21 protein-coding genes and 1 tRNA gene are annotated in these 23,884 nt (G+C 55.7%); 14 read left to right on the top strand and 8 right to left on the bottom strand.

Features of this window, described 5'->3' with window-relative positions:
• The first annotated feature begins 57 nt into the window (after positions 1-57).
• From ACGK9W_RS02565 to ACGK9W_RS02605, 9 genes are all read left to right on the top strand, one after another.
• Positions 58-2,661, top strand: a complete 2,604-nt coding sequence (locus ACGK9W_RS02565; protein ID WP_008170492.1) for a TRAP transporter permease — start codon at positions 58-60, stop codon at positions 2,659-2,661.
• A gap of 152 nt (positions 2,662-2,813) precedes the next feature.
• A complete protein-coding gene (gene thrS / locus ACGK9W_RS02570) occupies positions 2,814-4,739 on the top strand; it encodes a threonine--tRNA ligase (RefSeq protein ID WP_405418978.1) in 1,926 nt (641 codons plus the stop codon).
• The gene (infC, locus tag ACGK9W_RS02575) at positions 4,736-5,281 is read left to right on the top strand and encodes a translation initiation factor IF-3 (RefSeq protein WP_075267677.1); all 546 of its coding nucleotides are present in this window, start codon (positions 4,736-4,738) and stop codon (positions 5,279-5,281) included. Before thrS ends, infC begins: the two co-directional genes overlap by 4 nt.
• Before the next feature lie 95 nt (positions 5,282-5,376).
• Positions 5,377-5,568, top strand: a complete 192-nt coding sequence (rpmI, locus tag ACGK9W_RS02580) for a 50S ribosomal protein L35 (protein ID WP_007151842.1) — start codon at positions 5,377-5,379, stop codon at positions 5,566-5,568.
• A gap of 50 nt (positions 5,569-5,618) precedes the next feature.
• Complete coding sequence (gene rplT / locus ACGK9W_RS02585) at positions 5,619-5,972, top strand: 50S ribosomal protein L20 (RefSeq protein WP_008170485.1); 354 nt, start codon at positions 5,619-5,621, stop codon at positions 5,970-5,972.
• Between the two features lie 152 nt (positions 5,973-6,124).
• A complete protein-coding gene (gene pheS / locus ACGK9W_RS02590) occupies positions 6,125-7,123 on the top strand; it encodes a phenylalanine--tRNA ligase subunit alpha (protein ID WP_008170484.1) in 999 nt (332 codons plus the stop codon).
• A 60-nt stretch (positions 7,124-7,183) separates the two neighbouring features.
• A complete protein-coding gene (gene pheT / locus ACGK9W_RS02595; protein ID WP_405418982.1) occupies positions 7,184-9,556 on the top strand; it encodes a phenylalanine--tRNA ligase subunit beta in 2,373 nt (790 codons plus the stop codon).
• Positions 9,557-9,559: 3 nt separating this feature from the next.
• Positions 9,560-9,862 (top strand): integration host factor subunit alpha, encoded by a 303-nt coding sequence (ihfA, locus tag ACGK9W_RS02600; RefSeq protein WP_007151838.1) that lies wholly within the window; start codon positions 9,560-9,562, stop codon positions 9,860-9,862.
• Complete coding sequence (locus tag ACGK9W_RS02605) at positions 9,843-10,208, top strand: MerR family transcriptional regulator (protein WP_008170477.1); 366 nt, start codon at positions 9,843-9,845, stop codon at positions 10,206-10,208. The genes ihfA and ACGK9W_RS02605 overlap by 20 nt, the downstream gene beginning before the upstream one ends.
• Before the next feature lie 68 nt (positions 10,209-10,276).
• On the opposite strand, the gene ACGK9W_RS02610 is transcribed toward ACGK9W_RS02605, so the two are convergent.
• The gene (locus ACGK9W_RS02610) at positions 10,277-10,465 is read right to left on the bottom strand and encodes a DUF2892 domain-containing protein (RefSeq protein ID WP_053114790.1); all 189 of its coding nucleotides are present in this window, start codon (positions 10,463-10,465) and stop codon (positions 10,277-10,279) included.
• A gap of 130 nt (positions 10,466-10,595) precedes the next feature.
• Here ACGK9W_RS02610 and ACGK9W_RS02615 point away from each other — a divergent pair, with 130 nt between their 5' ends.
• Positions 10,596-11,216, top strand: coding sequence for a Crp/Fnr family transcriptional regulator (locus ACGK9W_RS02615; RefSeq protein WP_227507738.1), 621 nt, complete (start codon positions 10,596-10,598; stop codon positions 11,214-11,216).
• Between the two features lie 52 nt (positions 11,217-11,268).
• Here ACGK9W_RS02615 and ACGK9W_RS02620 read toward each other — a convergent pair.
• Positions 11,269-11,345: transfer RNA gene (locus ACGK9W_RS02620), tRNA-Pro, on the bottom strand.
• A 114-nt stretch (positions 11,346-11,459) separates the two neighbouring features.
• A complete protein-coding gene (locus ACGK9W_RS02625; protein WP_405418985.1) occupies positions 11,460-13,103 on the bottom strand; it encodes an FMN-binding glutamate synthase family protein in 1,644 nt (547 codons plus the stop codon).
• A gap of 260 nt (positions 13,104-13,363) precedes the next feature.
• Between ACGK9W_RS02625 and ACGK9W_RS02630 the strand changes: the two genes are divergently transcribed.
• Positions 13,364-14,956 (top strand): BCCT family transporter, encoded by a 1,593-nt coding sequence (locus ACGK9W_RS02630; RefSeq protein ID WP_053114815.1) that lies wholly within the window; start codon positions 13,364-13,366, stop codon positions 14,954-14,956.
• 60 nt (positions 14,957-15,016) lie between these two features.
• Here ACGK9W_RS02630 and ACGK9W_RS02635 read toward each other — a convergent pair whose 3' ends face one another.
• From ACGK9W_RS02635 to ACGK9W_RS02650, 4 genes are all read right to left on the bottom strand, one after another.
• The gene (locus tag ACGK9W_RS02635; RefSeq protein WP_092031564.1) at positions 15,017-15,964 is read right to left on the bottom strand and encodes an alpha-L-glutamate ligase-like protein; all 948 of its coding nucleotides are present in this window, start codon (positions 15,962-15,964) and stop codon (positions 15,017-15,019) included.
• A gap of 1 nt (position 15,965) precedes the next feature.
• The gene (locus ACGK9W_RS02640) at positions 15,966-17,483 is read right to left on the bottom strand and encodes an inactive transglutaminase family protein (protein WP_405418987.1); all 1,518 of its coding nucleotides are present in this window, start codon (positions 17,481-17,483) and stop codon (positions 15,966-15,968) included.
• Positions 17,480-18,178, bottom strand: coding sequence for a RimK/LysX family protein (locus ACGK9W_RS02645; RefSeq protein WP_014576599.1), 699 nt, complete (start codon positions 18,176-18,178; stop codon positions 17,480-17,482). The genes ACGK9W_RS02640 and ACGK9W_RS02645 overlap by 4 nt, the downstream gene beginning before the upstream one ends.
• Before the next feature lie 245 nt (positions 18,179-18,423).
• Entirely contained in the window at positions 18,424-18,813 is a 390-nt protein-coding gene (locus ACGK9W_RS02650; RefSeq protein ID WP_014576600.1) for a hypothetical protein, read from the bottom strand.
• 286 nt (positions 18,814-19,099) lie between these two features.
• Between ACGK9W_RS02650 and rmuC the strand changes: the two genes are divergently transcribed.
• The gene (gene rmuC, locus ACGK9W_RS02655; protein ID WP_108019169.1) at positions 19,100-20,575 is read left to right on the top strand and encodes a DNA recombination protein RmuC; all 1,476 of its coding nucleotides are present in this window, start codon (positions 19,100-19,102) and stop codon (positions 20,573-20,575) included.
• A 5-nt stretch (positions 20,576-20,580) separates the two neighbouring features.
• The gene (locus tag ACGK9W_RS02660; protein ID WP_053114818.1) at positions 20,581-21,435 is read left to right on the top strand and encodes a hypothetical protein; all 855 of its coding nucleotides are present in this window, start codon (positions 20,581-20,583) and stop codon (positions 21,433-21,435) included.
• Between the two features lies 1 nt (position 21,436).
• Here ACGK9W_RS02660 and ACGK9W_RS02665 read toward each other — a convergent pair whose 3' ends face one another.
• A complete protein-coding gene (locus tag ACGK9W_RS02665; RefSeq protein WP_041645126.1) occupies positions 21,437-22,456 on the bottom strand; it encodes an AraC family transcriptional regulator in 1,020 nt (339 codons plus the stop codon).
• A gap of 195 nt (positions 22,457-22,651) precedes the next feature.
• Here ACGK9W_RS02665 and ACGK9W_RS02670 point away from each other — a divergent pair, with 195 nt between their 5' ends.
• Complete coding sequence (locus tag ACGK9W_RS02670; RefSeq protein ID WP_405418990.1) at positions 22,652-23,773, top strand: CaiB/BaiF CoA transferase family protein; 1,122 nt, start codon at positions 22,652-22,654, stop codon at positions 23,771-23,773.
• Positions 23,774-23,884: the final 111 nt, after the last annotated feature.

Below are 23,884 nucleotides of genomic sequence, written 5' to 3' on the forward strand. Positions count from 1 at the left end.
GCTCAAGCCCGCTGTGACGCCCTTTCAGAGATTGATTTTTACGTACGGGACTAATTTATGGCGACGAGCGATCCGGCTAACGGAGCTGGTGCTGGTGGTAGCAGTAATGTAGACCAGATCCTGCAGACTGAAACCGGGGGCAGGGCGACCAGCGGATATGCTGCGGTTATTCTTTTTATCGTTCCCCTGGTGTGGTCGTTGTTTCAGCTCTGGATTGCGTCACCGCTGCCCTATATCTTCAATTTCGCAATCTTTAATTCCACGGAAGCGCGCTCGATCCATCTTGCGTTTGCCGTTTTCCTGGCGTTTTCTGCCTTCCCGATGATCAAGGGGCGGCATGTAAATATCGTCCCCATCTATGACTGGATTCTGGCGCTTGTTGCCGCTTTCTGCGCCTCATACCTCTACGTTTTTTACGAAGAGCTTTCAACGCGGCCCGGCGCGCCGATCACCCAGGATCTGTGGGTTGCGCTTATCGGTCTCGTGCTTTTGCTGGAAGCCACGCGTAGGTCGCTCGGGCTCCCGCTGACTATCGTTGCTGCGGTCTTCATCACATACTCGATTGCCGGCCCCTATATGCCGGATGTGATTGCCCATAAAGGCGTGAGCCTCAGTAAGCTGGCGTCGCACCAGTGGTTGGGCACTGAGGGCGTGTTTGGCGTTGCACTTGGGGTTTCCACGAGCTTCGTCTTTCTGTTCGTGTTGTTTGGCGCGCTGCTTGAGAGAGCAGGCGCCGGTAATTACTTTATTAAAGTCGCCTATGCCATGTTGGGGCATATGCGTGGTGGTCCCGCCAAAGCTGCGGTGGTTTCCAGTGGTTTAAGCGGCGTTATTTCCGGTTCGTCTATTGCCAACGTCGTCACTACCGGCACGTTCACCATTCCGCTGATGAAGCGGGTTGGTTTTCCGGCTACCAAGGCCGGCGCAGTGGAAGTGGCCGCATCAACCAACGGCCAGCTGACACCTCCCATCATGGGCGCGGCCGCTTTCCTGATGGTCGAATATGTGGGTATCTCCTACCTGGAGGTCATCAAGCACGCCATCCTCCCTGCGATGATTTCCTATGTGGCACTGATTTATATCGTGCACCTTGAGGCCTGCAAGCTGAACATGCAGGGCATTGAGCGTCTCAACAAGCCGACTCTTGCCCAGCGGATGCTGAATTGGGTCGTTATCCTCATCGGCCTGAGTGTGCTGACCCTGGTGGTGTATTACGGGATCGGCTGGACGAAAACGCTTTTCGGTGAAGCGGCGATGTGGGTGTTGGCACCTTTGCTGGTGCTGATCTATATCGGCCTGGTTGGCTATGCCACCCGATTTCCGGAACTCGAGGAAGACGATCCGGATAAGGACATGGGCGAATTGCCGCCGGTTGGCCCAACTGTAAAGACCGGGCTGTACTTTCTTCTGCCCGTTGTAGTGCTGGTCTGGTGCCTTACTGTTGAGCGTTTCTCGCCACAGCTGTCGGCGTTCTGGGCCACGCTGTTCATGATTTTCATTGTTGTTACACAGCGACCGTTGAAGGCCTTTTTCTACAAGCACGGCAACTTCCTCACTGCGTTCAAGGATGGCGTGTTTGATCTTGCGCATTCGCTCGCCACCGGTGCCCGAAACATGGTGGGTATTGGCGTGGCAACTGCCACCGCCGGTATCGTGGTGGGTACGGTTACCCTGACCGGTATTGGCCTGGTGATGACCGAATTTGTCGAGTTCCTGTCTGGCGGCAACCTGCTGCTGATGCTGATCTTCACGGCCATTATCAGCCTGATCCTCGGCATGGGTTTGCCGACCACTGCCAACTACATCGTTGTGTCCACGCTGATGGCGCCGGTAATCGTCACTCTGGGCGCCCAGAATGGGCTGATCGTGCCGCTGATTGCGGTGCATCTGTTTGTGTTCTACTTTGGCATTCTGGCGGACGATACGCCGCCCGTGGGGTTGGCGGCTTATGCCGCCGCTGCCATATCCGGCGCCGATCCCATACGAACGGGTATCCAGGGCTTCACCTACGACATCCGTACGGCGATCCTCCCGTTCATGTTTATTTTCAATACCCAGTTGTTGCTCATTGGGTTGACCGGATGGTTTGACCTGCTGGTTACGATCTTCAGTGCAGTCACTGCGATGCTGGTCTTTTCCGCGGCCACGCAGGGGTTCTGGTTTACCAAGAGCTATAAGTGGGAATCGCTGTTATTGCTGCTGATTACGTTCACCATGTTCCGGCCCGGCTTCTGGTGGGATATGGTTTACCCGCCCACGGCAGATCGGCCCGGCGCCGAGATCATGGAGTATGTTGAGGATGTGCCAGCAGACAAACCGATTGTCCTGAAGGCTTCCGGGATGACGATTGACGGCGACGAGGTGACCACCTATGTGCGGCTTGAGATTCCCGCTGGCGACACGCCCGAGCAACGTCTGATGGACGCCGGCCTTGAACTCAGCCCGGATGGCGAAAAGATGGCGGTAGACTTCGTTGGTTTCGGTAGCCCGGCGGAGGATGCTGGCATCCAGTTTGGCTGGACCATCGATGCCGTGCAGGTTGACCTGGAACGGCCGCCAAAAGAGCTGATGTTCATTCCTGCTCTGGTGTTACTCGGCCTTCTGGCGTTTGGTCAGTTGCGTCGGCGGGCCAGGGAGGAAGCCGCCGGCCAGCCAGCCTGACGCCACACCTGTCCGTGCAAACCCGGCATTAACCTGCCGGGTTTTTTTCTGTTAGACTTCGCCTCGAAGCGGCCCGCGGTTTGTATCGCGCCGTGCCGTCACCATGTGGTCTCTGGTATAGATCACCGCTGAGTAACCAACAGGAGCCTTTCATGCCCGTCGTAACCCTGCCCGATGGTAGCCATCGCAGTTTTGCCGAACCCGTAACCGTTCATGATGTCGCCGCCGATATCGGCGCTGGCCTTGCCAAAGCCGCCCTTGCCGGAAAGGTGGATGGCCAGCTCGTGGACACCAGTTATCGCATCGAAAACGATGCCGAGCTGGCAATCGTCACCGAGCGTGATGAAGACGGCGTTGATATCATTCGCCATTCTACGGCGCACTTGATGGCCATGGCTGTCCAGGAACTGTTTCCAGGAGCCCAGGTCACCATTGGCCCGGTTATCGACAATGGCTTCTACTACGACTTCAAGTACGACCGCCCGTTCACCAATGAGGATCTGGCGCGGATCGAGAAGCGGATGGAAGAGCTCTCCAAACAGGACTTGCCGGTTTCTCGCTCCATCATGTCCCGCGATGAGGCGATCAAGCTCTTTGAGGATATGGGCGAAGAATACAAGGTCCGTATCATTCAGGACATTCCCGGCGATGAGGACCTTTCATTTTACAGCCAGGGCGATTTTATCGACCTGTGCCGCGGTCCCCACGTTCCCAGCACCGGCAAGCTGAAGGCCTTCAAACTGACCAAGGTGGCCGGCGCGTATTGGCGTGGCGACACCAGCAATGAGCAGCTTCAGCGCGTGTACGGAACCGCCTGGGGTAACAAGAAAGATCTCAAAGCCTATTTGCACCGTCTGGAAGAGGCCGAGAAGCGGGATCACCGGAAGGTCGGCAAGAAGCTTGGCTTGTTCCATATGCAGGAAGAAGCACCGGGCATGGTTTTCTGGCACCCGGATGGCTGGTCGCTGTATCAGGAAGTTGAGCAATACATGCGCCGCAAGCAGCAGGAGCATGGCTACAAGGAGATCAAGACACCACAGGTGGTGTCACGGACCCTGTGGGAGAAGTCAGGGCACTGGGACAAGTTCAAGGACGACATGTTCACCACCGAGTCGGAGAAGCACGACTACGCCATCAAGCCCATGAACTGTCCCTGCCACGTGCAGGTGTTCAACCAGGGTCTGAAAAGCTACAAGGATCTGCCCCTGAGACTGGCGGAATTCGGCTCCTGCCACCGGAACGAGGCCTCCGGGGCGCTGCATGGACTGATGCGTGTTCGGGGCTTTACCCAGGACGATGCCCACATTTTCTGCGAAGAAGATTCTATTCAGCAGGAAGTCTCGGCATTTATTGAAATGCTGCACGAGATCTACACAGACTTCGGGTTTACCGAAATCCTGTACAAGCTCTCAACCCGTCCGGAAAAACGGGTTGGCTCCGATGAGGTCTGGGACAAGGCGGAAGCCGCCCTGGAAGAAGCGTTGAATCGCGAAGGGGTAGACTGGGAATTGCTGCCAGGCGAAGGCGCCTTCTACGGACCCAAAATCGAGTTCTCGCTGAGAGACTGTATCGGACGGGTATGGCAGTGTGGCACTATTCAGGTGGACTTCTCGATGCCGGGTCGTCTGGGTGCGCAGTATGTTGCCGATAATTCCGAGCGGAAGACCCCGGTCATGCTGCACAGGGCGGTATTGGGATCCTTTGAACGTTTTATTGGTATCCTGATCGAGGAATACGAAGGTGCATTCCCGACCTGGCTGGCGCCGACTCAGGTGGCTATCCTCAATATCACCGATAATCAGCGTGATTATTGTCAGAATCTGGCGAAAAAGTGGGATTCTTTGGGCTATAGGGTTAATGCTGACTTGAGAAACGAGAAGATCGGCTTTAAAATCCGCGAGCATACTCTTAACAAGGTTCCCTACCTTGTCGTTGTCGGTGACAAAGAAGTCGACAACAACGCCGTTGCGGTGAGAACCCGCAAGGGCGAAGATTTGGGAACTTTATCGCTTGAAGCGTTTGAGCAATTCTTAAGTGAAGATGTTGAACGCAAGGGCAAAACAAAGACGGAGATCTGATTATTAAACAGCGAGCGAATCGGGGTGGGCGCACACCAAAGGCGCCTATCAATGAGAATATTGACGCAACCGAAGTCCGACTGATTGACGCAGAAGGCAATCAGGTCGGTGTAGTACCAATAGAGGATGCTCTCAAGCAAGCAGAAGAGGCATCTCTTGACCTGGTCCAGGTTACGGATTCCGATCCGATCGTCTGTAAGATAATGGACTACGGCAAGAAAATCTTCGACGAGAAGAAAGCCAAGGCGGCTGCGAAGAAAAAGCAGAAGCAGACGCAGGTCAAAGAGCTTAAGTTCCGTCCCGGAACTGAAGAGGGGGATTATCAGGTCAAACTACGCAACCTGGTACGTTTCCTTGAAAACGGGGACCGCGGCAAAATCACTATCCGCTTCCGTGGCCGTGAGATGGCACACCAGGAAATTGGTATGCAGCTCATGCAGCGCATAGAAGCAGATATTGAAGAGCTTGCCCAGGTAGAGATGCGGCCGAAAATGGAAGGCCGGCAGATGACCATGGTTGTGGCGCCCCGCAAGAAGAAGTGAACCTGATCGGGTGCTTGTCCCCCGCGCATGCGGGGGATTTGTCGTTCAGGGGCACATTATTGTTTATTTAAAAATAGAATGCGGAGTTTTAAAAAATGCCTAAGATGAAAACCAAAAGCGGAGCCACCAAGCGGTTCAAGAAAACCGCCACCGGCTTCAAGCACAAGCAGTCCTTCACCAGTCACATCCTGACCAAGAAGAGCCCGAAGCGTAAGCGTCAGCTGCGCGGCACCAAGCTCATCGCCAAGTCGGATGTTGCATCTATCAAGCGTATGACCGCGTGCTGATCCAGCCGCGAGTATCATTCCTTAGAAAGTACAGGTAGAAGGATTAAAGTATGGCTCGTGTAAAACGTGGTGTGGTCGCACGCCGTCGTCACAAAAAGATTCTCAATCAGGCCAAAGGTTACTACGGCGCTCGTAGCCGGGTATTCCGTGTAGCCAAGCAAGCGGTTATCAAGGCCGGTCAGTACGCCTACCGTGACCGTCGTAACCGCAAGCGTGCTTTCCGCGCTCTGTGGATTGCCCGTATCAATGCTGGTGCCCGCGCTAACGGTCTGTCTTACAGCCGTCTGATCGCTGGTCTGAAAAAGGCTAACGTTGAAATCGATCGTAAGGTTCTGGCCGATCTGGCCATGAACGAGCAGCAGGCGTTTGCCGCTGTTGTTGAGAAGGCCAAAGCGTCCCTGTGATCGCTTAGCTCTTTCATCGATTGCTGATCGATATGGGCGTCTCATGATTTCATGACGGCGCCTCCTGATAGGGGAAGGGCACGCTCTTCCCCTATTTTTGTTTTTGAAGTTACGTTTTTAAGCACTTCCATTTCTGGTTTGGAGCAGGGTCAATGGAAAACCTGGAGCAACTGGTTCAGGACGGGCTGGCAGCAGTTGATAGCGCCGACAGCCTGCAGGCACTTGATCAAATTCGTGTTGAGTATCTTGGCAAGAAGGGTGTGATTACCCAGCAGGCGAAAACTCTGGGCAAGCTTTCTGCTGAGGAGCGCCCTGCCGCCGGCCAGAAAATCAATGAAGCCAAGGGGCAGGTCGAAGAAGCCATCAATGCCCGGCGAAGCGATCTTGAACGTGCCGCCATCGAGCAGAAACTTGCCAGTGAATCCATTGATGTGACTCTGCCTGGCCGTGGTCAGGACCTGGGTGGATTGCACCCGGTTACCCGCACCCTCCAGCGGATCGAGCATTTCTTCGCCCGGGCCGGCTATACCGTCGAGCAGGGGCCCGAGATCGAAGACGATTACCACAACTTCGAGGCCCTCAACATCCCTGGCCATCACCCTGCTCGCGCGATGCACGATACGTTCTATTTTAACCCGGGCACCCTGCTGCGAACTCACACTTCGCCGGTACAGATTCGAACCATGGAAGCGGGCAAGCCACCATTCCGGATGATCTGCCCGGGCCGGGTTTACCGCTGTGATTCGGATATGACGCACACCCCCATGTTCCACCAGGTGGAGGGGTTGCTGGTCGAGAAAAATGTCAGCTTCGCGGATCTCAAAAGTACTGTTGAAGAATTCCTGCGAGTGTTCTTTGAGCGGGACCTTCAGGTCCGCTTTCGGCCCTCCTATTTCCCGTTTACGGAGCCCTCCGCAGAAGTGGACATTGAATGGGGTCGGGAAGCCGATGGCAGCATCAAGTGGCTTGAAGTCATGGGTTGCGGAATGGTGCATCCCAAGGTGTTTGAATATTGCGGAATCGATGCCGAGGAATACCGTGGCTTCGCATTCGGTCTGGGGGTAGAGCGCCTGGCCATGCTTCGCTACGGCGTGAACGATCTGCGTATGTTTTTCGAAAATGATCTGCGCTTCCTGCGCCAGTTCCGTTAACCGGCAAGATCACGGCATCCAATCAAACAGGCATAACCGCATCAGGACAAGGCAATAACCATGAAATTCAGTGAACAGTGGCTGCGCGAGTGGGTTAACCCGCAAATCGATACCCAGGAATTAATGGACCAGATCACCATGGCAGGTCTGGAAGTGGACGGTTTCGAGCCGGTGGCCGGTCAATTCAGCGGCGTGGTCGTTGGAGAAGTTCAGTCAGTAGGGCCACATCCTGATGCAGACAAGCTGCGGGTTTGCCAGGTCAGTGATGGTGCCTCCGAGGTTCAGGTGGTCTGTGGCGCTCCCAATGTCCGTGAAGGTATGAAGGTTCCTTTTGCCGTGGTGGGGGCGGTTCTGCCCGGTGATTTCAAAATCAAGAAGGCCAAGCTTCGCGGTCAGCCTTCTGAGGGCATGCTTTGTTCCGAGTCAGAGCTTGGGCTCTCCGATAATCACGATGGCCTGATGGAGCTCCCGGCGGACGCACCGGTGGGGCAGGACGTGGCCGATTACCTGAAGCTGAACGATGTCACCATTGATGTGGATCTGACTCCGAATCGCGCCGATTGCCTGTCTATCAAGGGTATCGCCCGTGAAGTGGGTGTTCTGAACAGCATGCTGGTCAACAGCCCGGCAATCGAGCCCGTGGAATCGGTGCACTCTGAAGTGCCTGATATCCGGGTGGAGGCGCCGGCAGGCTGCCCGCGGTACCTTGGCCGTATTCTGCGCAATGTGAACCTGCAGGCGGAATCGCCCCTGTGGATGCAGGAAAAGCTTCGCCGTTCAGGTATTCGCTCCATTGATGCCGCCGTGGATGTCACCAACTACGTCATGCTGGAACTAGGCCAGCCCATGCACGCCTTCGATCGTGACGAAATCCAGGGCGGGATCGTTGTCCGCATGGCGCGAATTGGTGAAAAGCTCGTTCTGCTGGATGGTCAGGAGGTCGAGCTCACCCAGGGAACGCTGGTGATCGCGGATCATGAGAAGCCGATTGCCATTGCCGGTGTCATGGGCGGTGAGCATTCCGGAGTCAGTCCGAAAACGCGGGACCTGGTGCTGGAATCCGCTTACTTCGATCCGATTACGCTGGCGGGCAAGGCTCGTCACTATGGTTTGCAAACTGACGCATCGCACCGGTTCGAGCGAGGTGTTGACTACAAGTTGGCGCGGGATGCGATGGAGCGGGCCACCCGGTTGCTGATGGACATCGTTGGTGGTGAGCCTGGCGAAATCGTCGAAGTTGCCAGCGATGAGGATATTCCCGAGGATCGGGTTGTCGACCTGCGATCCCGCCGGCTTAACGATGTTCTGGGTATGGAAATTGATCGCACCACCGTCGAGGAGATCCTGACCAGGCTCGGCCTGCGGGTGGAAAAGCTCCTGAAAGACGGCTGGCGTGTCAGTGTGCCCAGCTTCCGCCCGGACATCTCTATTGAAGAAGACCTGATCGAGGAAGTCGGTCGAATTTATGGCTACAACAATCTGCCTGTAACCGAGCCTACGGGCTCACTCGGTCTGCGCCCGGAGCAGGAAGCTGTTCGCCCGGTATCGGCCATCCGCAACTTCTTTGTGGATCATGGGTACCAGGAGGCGGTGACCTACAGCTTTGTCGATCCTAAGGTTCAGCAACTGGTGGACCCCGATCGTCAGGGCATCGCGCTGGCCAATCCGATTTCTTCGGATCTGTCGGTGATGCGTACCAGCCTCTGGAGTGGCTTGTTGAAAACCGTGGCCCATAACCAGAATCGCCAGCAGCCGCGCATACGTCTGTTCGAAACCGGTCTGCGCTTCCTCCAGGAGGGCGAGCGGATTGATCAACAACCGATGTTGGCCGGTGTGGTGGTTGGCAGCCAGTATCCTGAAAACTGGGCAAACGGTCGCAGAACCGCGGATTTCTTTGATGTAAAAGGGGATTTGGAGAGTCTGTTCAGTCTGCTGGGCATTGAGATCCATTTTGTTGGCAGCCAGCATCCTGCGCTGCACCCGGGACAGACTGCAGAACTCATGCGCGACGGCGAGCACGTGGGCTGGCTGGGGACTCTGCATCCACAAGTTCAGAAAAATCTTGAACTTAATGGCACGATCCTGATGTTTGAGCTATTCTTGAATTCAATCGTTACCGGATATGTGCCTAATTTCAAAGAAATTTCAAAATTCCCGGAAGTTCGTCGGGATTTGGCTATTATTATCGGAAGCGAGGTAGCGTTCGCCGATGTGGAGCGTGTAGCGAGAAAGCATGCCGGCGAGCAGCTGACAGCGTTGCGTGCGTTCGATGTCTATGAGGGCGAGAGTCTGGGTGAGGGTAACCGAAGCCTGGCTCTGAGTCTGTTCTGGCAGCACCCCGAACGTACATTGAACGAGGATGAAGTGCATTCGCTCTTCAACGGTGTGATCGACGCATTGAAAGAAGAGCTGGGGGCAACACTGAGGAGTTGAGAGATGGCGGCTTTGACGAAAGCGGAAATGGCGGAGCGGTTGTACGAGGAATTGGGCCTGAACAAACGCGAAGCCAAGGAAATGGTAGAAGCTTTTTTCGATGAGATCAGAGGCGCTCTCAGCCACAACGAGCAGGTGAAGCTGTCGGGTTTCGGTAACTTCGATCTGCGGGACAAGAAGCAGCGGCCGGGACGGAACCCGAAAACCGGTGAAGAGATTCCGATCAGTGCACGGCGTGTCGTTACGTTTCGCCCGGGACAAAAACTAAAGCAAAAAGTAGAAGCGTATGCTGGAACCCAGTCATAACAACGAACTTCCCACCATTCCGGGGAAGCGTTATTTCACCATTGGTGAAGTAGCGGAGCTGTGTGCTGTGAAAGCACACGTCCTGCGGTATTGGGAGCAGGAGTTTCCGCAGCTGTCGCCGGTAAAGCGTCGGGGCAACCGTCGGTACTATCAACGGGCGGACGTTATTACCATCCGCCAGATTCGTAGCCTTCTCTATGACCAGGGCTACACTATCGGTGGCGCGAAGCAGAAGCTGAGCAGTCACGAGGTGAAAGACGATACCTCCCAGTACAAGCAGCTGATCCGGCAGATGATTACAGAGCTGGAAGAGGTGCTCGAGGTTCTCAACGCGCCGGTCAAATAATGCTTCCGAAGCTTTGAAGAAAAAACGGGATAGCGAGAAGCTGCCCCGGTTTTTTTATGCCTGCAGGTTTATTGCTTCTTGCAGGTCTTGATGCCCAGAATTGAATAGGCGGGGCAGTTGCCCACTGCGGCAGTGGCCAGAGGAACGATGCCAATCCAGCCCCAGGCGGTTTGTGGGCCCACAAATACGAGCGCCAGAAGTACAATGCCGACAATGGCGCGTATGATACGGTCCGCAGATCCCATATTGATGCTCATGATCCATTCTCCTTGGTTGATTTGAGGCAGTAAGGCCACTCTAACGCCTGCTCCCGGGCTGTTCAGTGATAAAGTCACACAAGGAAAAGCACTGGATAAGCTAGTCTCGTTAACTATGGAAAAACTGACGTTGCAACACAGCATTCTTGAAACATTGCCGGAATCCCTTCGGCGGGACGCTCTGAACGGACTGCAGGCGATTCAATTTGAGCATGGAAAGGTGCTTTTTAGAGCGGGAGATCCGTGTCAGGGCCTTCCACTGGTGCTCCATGGCAGTGTAAAGGTTCAGATGACAGGGCTGTCGGGGAATAGCATCGTCCTGTACCGGATGGGCGCGGATGACATTTGCACGCTCTCGATCGGGTGCCTGATGACCGGTGACGGCTTTCGCGCAGAGGCCGTGGTTGAGGAGGATGCCAAAGTGTTGATGGTGCCCAGGGGGTTGTTCGATCGGCTCATGGACCAGTCCGCCGATTTCCGGCTGGGCATAATGGAGTCTTACGGTCGCCGCCTGAACGATCTGATGCTGCTGGTGGAGGAGGTTGCGTTCAGGCGAATGGACGAACGACTTCTTCACTGGCTTGAGGCAAGAGCCGGGCACCGCGCAATCACCATCACCCACCAGGAGCTTGCCATTGAGCTCGGCACAGCGAGAGAGGTGATAAGCAGGCTGCTCAAAGAGCTTGAGCGAAAGGGCAGGTTGCGTCTCGCGCGCGGCAAAATTGAATTTACGGGTTCGTTTGCCGAGTAAGTGCCTATAACAAAAAGCCCGGACCTTTCGGCCCGGGCTTTTTGTCGGAATCTGGTCGGGACGGTAGGATTTGAACCTACGACCCCTTGCACCCCATGCAAGTGCGCTACCAAGCTGCGCTACGCCCCGATTCGCTCTTTGCCACATCGAAACTTGAGAGTATTCTCAGTGGCTTAGCGGGAGCGAAGTCTACACGAGCCCATGGAAAAAATAAACATCCGACGGCGATTTTGATCGCAATTTTTAGCGTAGCTTGGTCTCCCGAAGTTTGAGGATGAATTCCGGTGGTTCGAAGGTGTCCGCCCGGGCTGATTCCCAGTACTTATCGAACACAGTCAGGTCTGTTTTTCCCTCCAGCAGGGCCCCCGGTTCAAGGAACGGGAAAAGGTCCATGTAAGAGTGAACTTCGGTTTTAGACACCCGCCGGACAACGTGTTCCGGACCAAGCTCGGATGGATGCTTGAGCCCGGAAGCCTCAAGCAGGTTTTGCAGCGCGTCCAGAGTATTCTTATGGTAGTTGTACACCCGCTGGCTCTTGAGCTCCACGTCGAGCTTGTTGCCGCGCCTGGGGTCCTGGGTGGCCACGCCGCTCGGGCAGCGCCCTGTGTGGCAACTGAGCGCCTGTATGCAGCCCAGGGAGAACATGTAGCCACGGGCCGCGTTGCACCAGTCCGCACCAAGGGCCAGGGTTCGGGCTATGTTGAAGGCCGAGGTGATCTTGCCCGCTGCGCCAATGGCGATGTCTTCCCGCAAATGGGTGCCGACCAGTGTGTTGTGAACCAGCAGAAGTGCCTCAGTCATTGGCATGCCAAGGCGGTTGATAAACTCCAGTGGAGCGGCTCCTGTGCCGCCTTCACCTCCGTCGACGACAATGAAATCAGGTTTTCGACCGGTTTCCAGCATGGCTTTGACGATGGCGAACCACTCCCAGGGGTGGCCAATGGCAAGCTTGAAGCCGACGGGCTTGCCGCCAGACAGTTCACGCAGGCGGTCGATGAACTCAAGCATCTCGATGGGGGTTGAGAACGCCGAATGACTGGCGGGAGAAACGCAGTCCTCACCCACCGAAACGCCCCGGGCTTCGGCGATCTCGGGAGTCACCTTGGCACCCGGCAAAATTCCGCCGTGGCCCGGTTTCGCACCCTGAGATAGTTTGAGTTCTATCATTTTGACCTGTTCAATCGTGGCGTTCTGCCGAAACATATCTTCGTTGAACGAACCGTCTTTGTGGCGACAGCCGAAGTACCCTGAGCCGATCTCCCAGGCCAGATCGCCACCTGGCTGTCGGTGGTATCGGGAGATGGAGCCTTCTCCGGTGTCATGATAGAAACCGCCCATTCTGGCACCGGTATTCAGGCTCAGGATGGCGTTGGCGGAAAGCGAGCCAAAGCTCATTGCGGAAATATTGAACACACTGGCGTTGTAGGGTTTATCACAGTTCCTGCCGATCAGAATCCGGAAGTCACTGCTGTCGAGGCGGGTGGGAGCGAGTGAATGGTTCATCCACTCGAATCCCTCGTCATACATTCCGAGTTGGGAGCCAAAAGGGCGTTTGTCGAGGACATTCTTGGCTCGCTGATAAACGATCGTGCGTTGCTCCCGAGAGAAGGGGCGCTCCTCGGTGTCTGACTGGATAAAATACTGGCGGATTTCTGGCCCGACGGATTCGAGCAGGTACCGGAAGTTGGCCATGATCGGGTAATTCCGGCTGACCGTGTGCCGTCTTTGCAGCAGGTCGTAGGTGCCAAGGGCTGCGAAGGCACCAAAGATCAGCGGAAACGCCAAGCTTACGCCTGCGAACATGACCAGTCCAAAAGAGACGATAAAGCCGATGATGCTGAGCGCGTAGGCCGAATAGCGAAGCGGAAAGGTCTTGGTTTTTTCCATGGGATCCTCTGGTTGTCTCACAAAACCGGCTCGACCCGCTCACCGGATAAAGAAGAGTTTAGTCCTACGAAGCGGAGTTCTGCCGCGATTGGTCCGGACTTTGGCTGGTCCGTTGTCGATCATGGTCTATGATAAATATCAAGGCGGCGGCAATAATTGTAGTTTTGATGTTTTGAACTCAAAACATTATGATAACGCGCTTGTAATGTTTGAACTCCGATTCTGAATAAACGAATTATCAACTCAGGAGGCTCCAAAACGTGGGCAAGGTAGTCAAAGACGAATATTCGACGGACTACGTGGCCGGCCAGGACAATATCACACCGTTCGGGCTGGATCTTCACGCACCGGTATTTCCGATTACGGCAATACTGGTTGTTGCGTTCGTGATAGGGACCCTGATGTTCCCAGGGGAAGCGAAGGAGCTTCTCGATGGAACAAAGTGGGACATTATCGCGACGTTTGACTGGTTTTTCCTGATCAGTGCCAATATTTTCGTGGTTGTGTGCCTGGCGTTGATCTTCCTGCCAATGGGCAAGATCCGTATAGGCGGCCAGGATTGCAAACCTGAGTTCTCCACAATTTCGTGGTTCTGCATGCTTTTCGCGGCTGGCATGGGTATTGGTCTCATGTTCTGGGCCGTTGCCGAGCCGGTGGCTTACTACACAGGATGGTATGAGACACCACTGAACGTAGAGGCGGGTACGAATGAAGCCCGCAATCTTGCGATGGGCGCGACTATGTACCACTGGGGTCTGCACCCCTGGGGCATCTATGCAATCGTAGCGCTCTCCCTGGCATTTTTTGCGTTTAACAAAAACATGCCGCTGACCATCCGCTCTGCTTTCTTCCCTCTGCTGAGAGATAAAGTGTGGGGCTGGCCTGGCCACATTATCGATGTTCTGGCGGTTGTAGCCACCATCTTTGGTCTTGCGACCTCCCTCGGTTTTGGTGCGCAGCAGGCAGCTTCCGGCCTCAATTACCTGTTTGGCATCGGCGCTGGAATCAATGTCCAGATGGCGATCATTGTCGGGGTTACAGCACTGGCGCTGATCTCAGTGCTCAGGGGCCTCGACGGAGGGGTGAAGGTCCTGAGTAACATCAACATGGGCGTAGCCGCCGTCTTGCTGTTGTTCGTTATCTTCGCCGGTCCAACCATGACCATTCTGGAGACCCTGTGGGTTACCTCTTCCAACTATGTTGGTAACGCTGTGCAGCTCAGTAACCCGTTTGGTCGTGAAGATGAAGCCTGGTTCCAGGGCTGGACTGTGTTCTACTGGGCCTGGTGGATTTCCTGGTCACCGTTCGTAGGTATGTTTATTGCCCGTGTTTCCAAGGGACGTACCGTTCGTGAATTTGTGACTGCAGTGCTGATTGTTCCGACCGTTATCACGGTTGTCTGGATGAGTGCTTTCGGTGGCGCTGCTATCGAACAGATCCAGCAGGGTGTTGGTGAGCTGGCAGAGAACGGCTTGACTGAAGTTTCTCTTGCAACCTTCCAGATGTTTGCGAATCTGCCGCTGACCGGGATCCTGTCATTCGTGGGCATTATTCTGGTGCTGGTGTTCTTCGTAACATCTTCGGATTCCGGCTCGCTGGTTATCGACAGCATCACAGCCGGCGGCAAGACCGACGCTCCGACCGCTCAGCGTGTGTTCTGGGTAGTTGCTGAGGGTGCCATTGCTGCGGCCTTGATCTTTGGGGGCGGTGAAGATGCACTTGGCGCGATTCAGGCGACAGCAATCAGTGCTGGCCTGCCCTTTACGGTGGTTCTGCTGATCATGACGTGGGGGCTTCTGAAAGGCCTCAGTCACGAGCGGCAACTCCTGATTGCCAGGGGCGAGCTCACCTAAGAGCGCTGTGAAAATAAAAAACCGGGGCCTTGGCCCCGGTTTTTTTATGTCTGGAAGCACTCAGAAACTGGCGAACGTGTCCATGGCGAAACGGGAACGCTCCAGTGGTGTGAAGTGCGGGCGTTTCAGCGCTTCGATGGCTCGCAGGCGGGGCAGCAGCCCCCGACCGTTTGCCATCTGAATGGCGAGTCCGGGGCGTGCGTTCAGCTCCAGTAGTAACGGCCCTTCGTTGGCGTCGACCACCAGATCAACCCCCATGTAGCCGAGTCCGGTAGCTTCGTAGCAACGAGAGGCCATTTCCAGCATCTCGTCCCAGGCTTCAATCTGGATGTTTTCCAGAGCAAGACCGGTATCCGGGTGAAGTGTAATGGGACGGTTGAACTGAACTGCGTTCAGACTTCGACCAGACCCGATATCAAGACCGACGCCTACAGCTCCCTGATGCAGATTGGCTTTACCGTCCGATGCGGTTGTAGCCAGTCTCAGCATGGCCATCACTGGGTAACCCTGGAACACCACAATACGGATGTCGGGCACACCCTGATGCGAATACTTTGCCAGTGAAGGAGCGGATTCCACCAGGTTCTCGACAATCGCAACGTCCGGAGTGCCTGCAAGAGAGTAGAGACCGGCCAGAATATTGGTCAAGTGACGCTCAAGGAAAGGAGAATCGACACGGGAACCTGAAGCCTTGATGTAATCATCACCATCGCGCCCGGTGATCACCGTAATGCCTTTGCCGCCCGACCCCTTCGCCGGTTTTATCGCAAAGCCTTCAAGGTCTTCAGCCATCTCCCGGAAGTGGGATATTTCATGCTGTTGGCGGACAATCTGAAGCAGCTTGGGCGTTTTTACCCCGTATTCAGCAACCACCAGCTTGGTCTTCAGCTTGTTGTCCACCAGAGGGTACGACGAGCGCTCATTGTACCGGGAAATGTAGTCGACATTTCTCCGGTTCATATTGAGCATCCCGAGCCTCTTGAGAGATCGCGGTGAAATCCAGTCCATATCAGTCGTAAGCCTTCATTGGCGTGAACCGTCGAAGCTCGCTGAGCTTGTAGCCGGTGTATTGGCCCATCAACAGGATCAGCCCGAGGATCACGAGGTGCAGCTCCGGGAAGTTGAAGGTCAGATGGCCAGCCAGAGGCGCGCTCATCAGCAGATAGGCGCAGATGGCCACGAACAGGCTGCCGGCACCCTGAACCATGACCTCGTGGGCGCCTTCTTCCTCCCAGAGGATGGACATGCGCTCAATCGTCCAGGCAATGATAACCATCGGGAAGAAAGTGACCGTCATGCCAGTGTTGAATCCCATCTGGTAACCGATAATGCTCAAGCCCGCGGTGATGAAAATAACCAGAATGATCAGGGCGGATATTCGAGACACCAGCAACAGGTTGAGACTGGACAGATAACCGCGCATGAGCAGACCTATGGCGACAACCGACAGGAAAGCAATCAGCCCGGGCACCAGAGTTGTCTGGACGAAGGCCACGGCGATGAGCACGGGCATGAAAGTGCCAGAGGTACGGATGCCGATGACGATCCGCATGAAGGCCACCATGAGTGCACCGAGTGGCAGCAACAGCAGCATCCGGAACATGCTTTGTTCTTCAATGGGCAGCTCATAGAAGCTCAGGAAACCGAGGCCGTTGGAGGCGGATTCCATGGTCGCCAGTTGCAGGGCCGGAACAGTTTGCCGGAGCATGGAGAAGCTCACTTCGGAGTTTTCCCCGCCCACGACATCCAGCAAAGAAGCAGAGCCCTGGCGCCAGAGCAACAGATCGTCAGGTACGCCCTGTTCAGCGGTTTTCGGGTTGAAGGTGAGCCACTGTTTGCCATTGTAGATTTGCAGATAGGGCATCAGCTGTTGCCGCCGGCGCGCATCCTCAAGCCTGAGGCCGTCGGCTATCCTGGCAGCGATACCGCTATGGTTGAGCATATCGACCAGAAGGTCCAGGTAGTTCTCTTCCGAGACCAGCAGGGTGGTGTTCTGGGTGCGGGTGTCTGGCTGCATCAGCCGGATCAGCTCTCGGGTCATGCTTTCTGGAGTACTCGAACGGACCCTGGCCTGGTCCAGTATTTCCTGAACGGCTGTGGCTTCGGGTTCTTCCCAAAAGGTCCTTGGTGTTTTCGGTTCCCGCACGGGAATTTCCGGTTGGGCGTTAGCGTCCGGAATAAACTGGGCTTTGAAATACAGTGTCTGCGGTCCGGAGACTTCCCGCTTGCTCCATTCCGCCCGGCGGCTTCCCGAGCTGTCGATGATAGAGAAGCCGTAGCCAGGTGATGCAGCCTGCTCGGTAAGGATACGGAATCCCGGAGGTTGCTCGGGTATGTTGAGGCTGGCAAGCACTGATCCGTCGCCGGCGTCAAAATCGATTCGGGCCTCGACCATCCAGACAGGACGCTGCTCGCCTGTCAGCCAGGGGATACCAAGCTCAATGTGTCTCCAGACAGCAAGCGAAATGCCCGCTGCGATGAGGAGAAAAACGGCAATATAAAACGGCAGGCGCGAGCGGGTGGTCACGATTCGTTCCCGTTGCTTTTGCGGATGGATTCAGGCAATTCGGTGGCGTACTCCTTGCCGACATCGACCAGCATTACGTCACGCAGAATATTGCGGCCGATCAGAACTTCGTAGGTCAGGTTTGTTCTGTCGGCAAGTGTGAACTCGGCTACCTGCCGATGGTCGCCAATAAAGAACTGGAGTTCGACAACAACACGGCGCTCAGCCTCGTCCGCGCTGGCCTGGATAACCCGGACACGACGGGAGATTTCTTTCTCCAGGGTCACGAACTTGTCGGCGCCGGGAACGGGTACATCAAACCGCACCCAGTTGCTGCCATCCCGCTCAAACCGGGTGATGTTGCGTGCGTCGATGGAGGAAGTTTCGGCGCCGCTGTCGATTCGAGCTTTGTAGATCAAGCCGGGGCCCGCGAGGTAGAAATTCTCTACCTCACCGACAATGACTTTCCCCTTGAGGCGATCAGCGCGGCCTTTTGAGTTGTCTGTTGCGGGGCACTGCTTCTGGACCTGAACGGGCGGACATTCGGGTTTTTCTACCTGGGTGGCGATCGCGTCCAGTATGGTTTGAGTCGATGAGCGGGTCTGGGCAACGGCTTGCTCGTGTCGAGTCGCTGCATTCTCTTCCATGGTAACGAGAGTCGCACGCTGGCTCTTGACGGATCCCTGAAGCTCATTGAGGTCTGTTTTGGGAACCATGAAATAACGGTCTGCCGAACATCCCGTCAGTGTGAGGATGCCTGCGAGTGCGATGAAGGAAGGTTTAGGCAGTCCAGCCCGAAAACATTTCAAACCCATGAATAACCCCTGAGCTGGCAGCTTGTCATACCCGAGTGGGAACGGTGATGACGGTCTGTGCATGTGAAACCGGATAAAAACGGAATGGAAGTATACAACATCCAACCTGTGTGGTTGATTTACAGATGGTTAAGGGGCAGTAGTGTTTACCGTGACAGGAAATGTCCTTCACCGAGCACGGTTTCAGCACGCAGGTATTCCTGAATCACGGGGGAGCAATTGAGGTAGAAAAGCAGCAGTTCGCGCTGCACATCCTGATCCTGAATTCGGGCGGCAAAACTGATCAGCTCCCGGATGTTCTCGTCGCTTTCGGCACTGCTGGAAGGCATCCCGAAACTCTTTCCGTACCGGGTTTTAAGCAGGCTGGTGAGGCGCTCGAGGTGAAACTCGCCAGTGTGGGTAATGTGCGGCAGGATTCTGAATGCTTCCTTGTTGCCGGATGCGCCTGTACCGAACAATCCGGATTGGCTGTCCTGACTGGAGCCGTCATCGTGGAGAAACTCCGCCCCCAGCTTTCGCCACAATTCTTTCAGCATGATCTGTTATCCATTTCTGATCCCGTCCGTGCCCGTCATACGGTTACCAAAGGGTAATAACCACTTGGCGGGTGAACATTTTACCCTTTTAGACGATATTACGTTGGGCGTCCAGAGCTAGATGCCCGGGCTTCGAATTATTGCCAAACAGTCGTGGTCCTTACCGGCAGCACCAGTCAACTTGACGGTGCGCCGGGCAAAAGGTTCCCTGCGTGGGTTAGACTGTGTTCAAGCAGAATCGTACCGATCATTCATCTGAAAAGAGTTTTAACAGGAGTATTGCCAGGTGCCTGAAGCCATCATGGAACAGATGTTGTCCCGTCCTGATCTGATGGCGGCGCTGATGGTTGTTTTGATTCTTCTGGTCGTTCTGAAAGGGCTTTGGGGCAGGAATGGTCGACTTGAGCAGGACGTCGAACATTGGAGGCAGCATGCCGCAAGCCTCGAGAACCGACTGGCCGGGCTTGAGTCGGAGCTGGAGAGCCGGAAAGAGCGCTTTGCGCAGGTGGAAAGCGAACGTCAGACCCTGAGGGCAAAGGCGGAAGAGCTGTCCGAAGCGCTGGGTGAGGCCCGCATGTCGCTCCGGGAGCAGGAAGTGACAATTGATAAGGAGCGCCGTTCAGCCAATGAGAAGCTGGAGCTGCTTGAGCGTAACCGTGACGCCCTGAAGCAGGAGTTTGAAAACCTTGCCAACAAGATTTTCGAGCAGAAGAGCGAGCGTTTCAGCCAGCAGACACGAACCAGCCTGGATACCCTGCTTAATCCGTTCAGGGATCAGCTGCAGGACTTTCGAAAGCGCGTCGAGGACGTGTATACCAATGAAACCCGGGACCGTCAGGCCCTGCGCAGTGAGATCAAATCACTACAGGACCTGAACCGACAGATCACTGAAGAAGCCGCCAATCTGACCCGCGCACTGAAGGGTGACAAGAAAATCCAGGGCAACTGGGGTGAGCTGATTCTCGAGCGTGTACTGGAAAAGTCCGGCCTTCGTAAGGGCGTTGAATACGACACTCAGGGCAGTTATCGGGACAGCGATAATCAGCTGTATCGGCCGGATGTCATCGTGCATCTGCCAGACAACCGTAACCTGATCATTGATTCCAAGGTGTCGTTGGTGGCTTATCAGCAGTGGGTCACGGAAGACGAGGATTCCGTGGTCAGGGAAGAGGCTTTGAAACAGCATGTTGAGGCCGTTCGAAATCACATCCGTACGTTGAGTGAAAAGGACTACAGCCAACTGCATGGCCTTCATTCGCCGGATTTCGTGCTTTTGTTCATGCCAATCGAGCCTGCCTTTGTGGCGGCGTTTCAACAGGACGAGAACCTTTTCGCAGAAGCCTTTGAGCGAAAGATTATTGTGGTAACTCCAACAACCTTGTTGGCAACATTGAGAACAATCGAAAACATCTGGCGTTATGAGCGTCAGAGCCAGAATGCGCGACGAATCGCCGAGCGGGCAGGCGCGGTTTATGACAAACTCAGGGTGTTCGTGGAAGCGATGGAACGCCTTGGCACCCAGTTGCATACCGCCCAGGGAACCTACGACTCGGCCATGAACACCCTGACCCGCGGGCGGGGTAACCTGATCTCGCAGGCCAATCGCTTTGTTGAGCTGGGTGTTCGGGTCAAGAAAGAATTGCCCAAGGGGATCATGGATCAGGCGGAAGTGGACGATTCCGACGAATTCCTTCATTCCGGGGACGACGACCGGCCTGATTCTGAGGAGCAGGCGATTGGTGCAGATAACGAGCAGGAGTAGATGCCATGGCAGTATTATTTGGAACAGGTCGCTGTTTTGTCCTCGGGGCCGCCCTGGCTTCCGTGCTCCTGGCGGGGCCGGCGCTGGCGCTGGCGCCCGAACATGAAACCCGCAGGTTGATGCTGGCTACGGAAGAGGCCGTTGTTGCAGAAAACTGGGGTGAGGCTGCGGAATACCTCAACCGGTTGCAGCAACTGGAGGGGGAAAAGCCGGAAGACTACTATTTTTATCGGGGCAGGGTGATGCTCCAGTCCTCCCATTTGAACGAGGCCCAGTCGGCCCTTGAGACCTATGTAAGCCAGGCGGGTGCGGAGGGAGCCCACTATCAGGAATCCCTTCAGCTGATCACCTCTATCGAGAAGACCAGGCGACAGAACGCTGTCGCACCCCAGGCTGCTGGCGAAAGCGAGCCGGTTGCGGTTATTGAACCAGCGGGTGAGGGCCGCGTTGAGTCACTGCGCAAGCTCTATCTGGCGGATTCAGACCGTGAAGCCTTGACCCTTCATATCAACAGCCTTCTTGAACTCGCAGGCTGGCGCCGTGATCAGGCAGTGGTGCGGCTGGACCGGCCGGCAGATGTGGAATATCGCCTGGGAACCCAGGGAGACGAGATTCAGGTGCAGGAAATCAGGCGAGCCGAAGATGGCCGTATACTGAGGAGCACCGAGCCGATGTCGGTGTTTGGCATTAACCCCCAGGTTGAGTGGCGTTGTGAAGCCGCTGTTTCGACCTGCTGGGTTTACGATCCAAGGGATGGCTCCCGCCTGCTTCAACTGGCCGCGAACCGTGAGCGAGTTCAGGAGATTGCTGAGACGCTGGGGCAGTTGATCCGGACACTTCAGCTACCGTCCGGATCCTGATTCAATCAGGGAGGTTGCCTCGTTCGCCCTCCCGGTATGCGCCGGGCGTCACCCCTGTCCACTTCTTGAAAGCCCTGTGGAAGGTTGAGGGCTCGGTGAAGCCAACCTTGGCCGCGATGTCGTTGATGGGCAGGTCCTGCCGGCTCAAGTAGTAAATCGCCATATCCCGCCGTAGCAGGTCCTTGATTTCCTGAAACGAGGTATTTTCCTGCTTCAGCCGGCGACGCAGCGTTTGCGGGCTGGTATGTAGCTCTGCGGCAATCCATTCGAAATCCGGTAACGGCTTTGAGAAATCTCGCCCGATCAGCGCACGAATCCGCCCCGTAAAGGTGTTGCTCTCGTCAGGCCGGGACAGCAGGTCTGCGGGCGACGTCTTCAGGAATTGCCGCATCTCCGGCTTGTCGCGGATAACTGGCGCCGACAGGAAGCGTTTGTCGAAGGTGAGGGCAATTCTGTCGGATTCGAACGCCAGGGGGCAATGGAAAATGTGCCGGTATTCGTCGCCGTGGGGCGGCCGGGGGTAATCGAACTCCGCCTTTTCCAGTTCTATGGGTTGCCCGATGAGCCAGCTGCCCAAACGATGCCAGATTACGAGGATGCTTTCCCTCAAGAAGAAACTGGGATCGTTTATTTCGCCTTCCATCCTGGCCACCAGTCGGGCTTTGTCCTCGCCGATTTCGAGCTCCATCGACACCATGGGCTCGAAGAGCCGGGAAAACTGGAAGGCTTGCCGGTACACCGATTCCAGGTTGGGGCAGTCAATTACCAGCGCACACATGGTGGCGAAGGTGCCTGTCCGGGCCCTCCTGGGCCCAAGCCCCATAAACTCGTCCCCCATCCGGTTCCAGAGCACCTGCATAAGATGGCTGAACTGGTCGCTGCTGACCCGGGCCATCTCGATACGCAGGAGATCGGGCGAGATCCCTGCCTCCCGGAGCATTTCCCGGGTATCAAAACCAAGTCTTTCAGCACCCCCCAGGGCAGCCTGAACAAAGTGCTTCGAAACCGTCAGATCGGACATCACGCTCGCCATTCCATAAAAACGAAACCCATCATAAAACCCCGGCAGAACAATGCAACCGACGCCGTCCGGACAGGCTGGTAGAAACGGCCAATCGGAATGACGGAACCGGCAGTTGGCCCCGTTGGCAAAACCGGGCAGCATGAAGGAAACGAATGCTATTCGGACAACTCTCACAATAAAAAGGAGATCATCATGGCGGGTCCTCTGACTTCGCTGAAAGTTCTGGATTTCAGTACCTTGTTGCCCGGCCCCTACGCCACCATGCTGCTGGCCGACATGGGGGCAGATGTTTTGTGTGTGGAAGCACCGGACCGGGTGGATCTGACACGGGTGATGCCGCCCCATGATGCGGGGGTGAGCACGGCTCATGGTTTTCTGAATCGAGGCAAGAAGTCGCTCGGTCTCAACCTCAAAGAGCCGGGGAGCCGGGAAAAAGTCCTGGAGCTGGTCAAAGACCACGACATTGTTATCGAGCAGTTTCGCCCGGGAGTGATGGACCGGCTAGGCATTGGCTACGAGACCCTCAAAGCAGTAAATCCTCGTCTCATCTATTGCTCCATTACCGGTTACGGGCAGACCGGCCCCTACAAGGACCGCGCGGGCCATGACATCAATTATCTTTCCCTGGCCGGCGTCAGCAGCCACTGTGGCCGAGCGGACAGCGGTCCGCCCCCGATGGGAATACAGATTGCCGATGTTGCCGGCGGCTCTCACCATGCTGTGATGGGTATTCTGGCGGCGGTGATACACCGACAGCAAACCGGAGAGGGGCAGTTCGTTGATGTCAGCATGACCGATGCCGCCTTTGCCCTGAATGCCATGTCCGGCGCCGCCTGCCTGGCGGGTGGACAAGAGCAGAAACCGGAGAGCTCACTGCTCAATGGTGGCTCCTTCTACGATTATTACCAAACCAGTGACGGCCGCTGGCTATCGGTCGGCAGTCTGGAACCGCAGTTCTCCGCACGCCTGTGCGACACCCTGGGGATTGCCGACCTGAAAAGCGACGCCCTGAGCCAGAAACCCGAACATCGGCAACGGCTCAAAGCCGCCCTGAAAGAAAGGGTTGCCTCGAAAACCCTGGCCGAGTGGCAGGAGATTTTTGCCGGTCAGGATGCCTGCGTGGAGCCGGTTCTGACAATCTCCGAGGCCGCTGAGCATCCGCAGCTTAAGGCAAGGGAGATGGTGATTGGTGTGGACCGGGGTGACGGCACCCAACAGAGGCAGATCGGGTTTCCCATCAAGTTCGAGAAAACGCCATCGGAAACGTCCCGGATTGGCAAAATGCCTGGGGCTGATAACGAACAATTCCTTTAGAAGGAAAACCGTGAGTATCGATTCAGTTTTTTCTGGTCGAAAATGAGGGCTCTGCTAGCTTTATAAGTGTCACCAGTAATGGTGAATCTATGGAAAACGAGCATCAAGGAT

Origin of the sequence: Marinobacter flavimaris, assembly GCF_045057155.1 — a bacterium.
Classification (GTDB): Bacteria; Pseudomonadota; Gammaproteobacteria; order Pseudomonadales; family Oleiphilaceae; genus Marinobacter; species Marinobacter manganoxydans.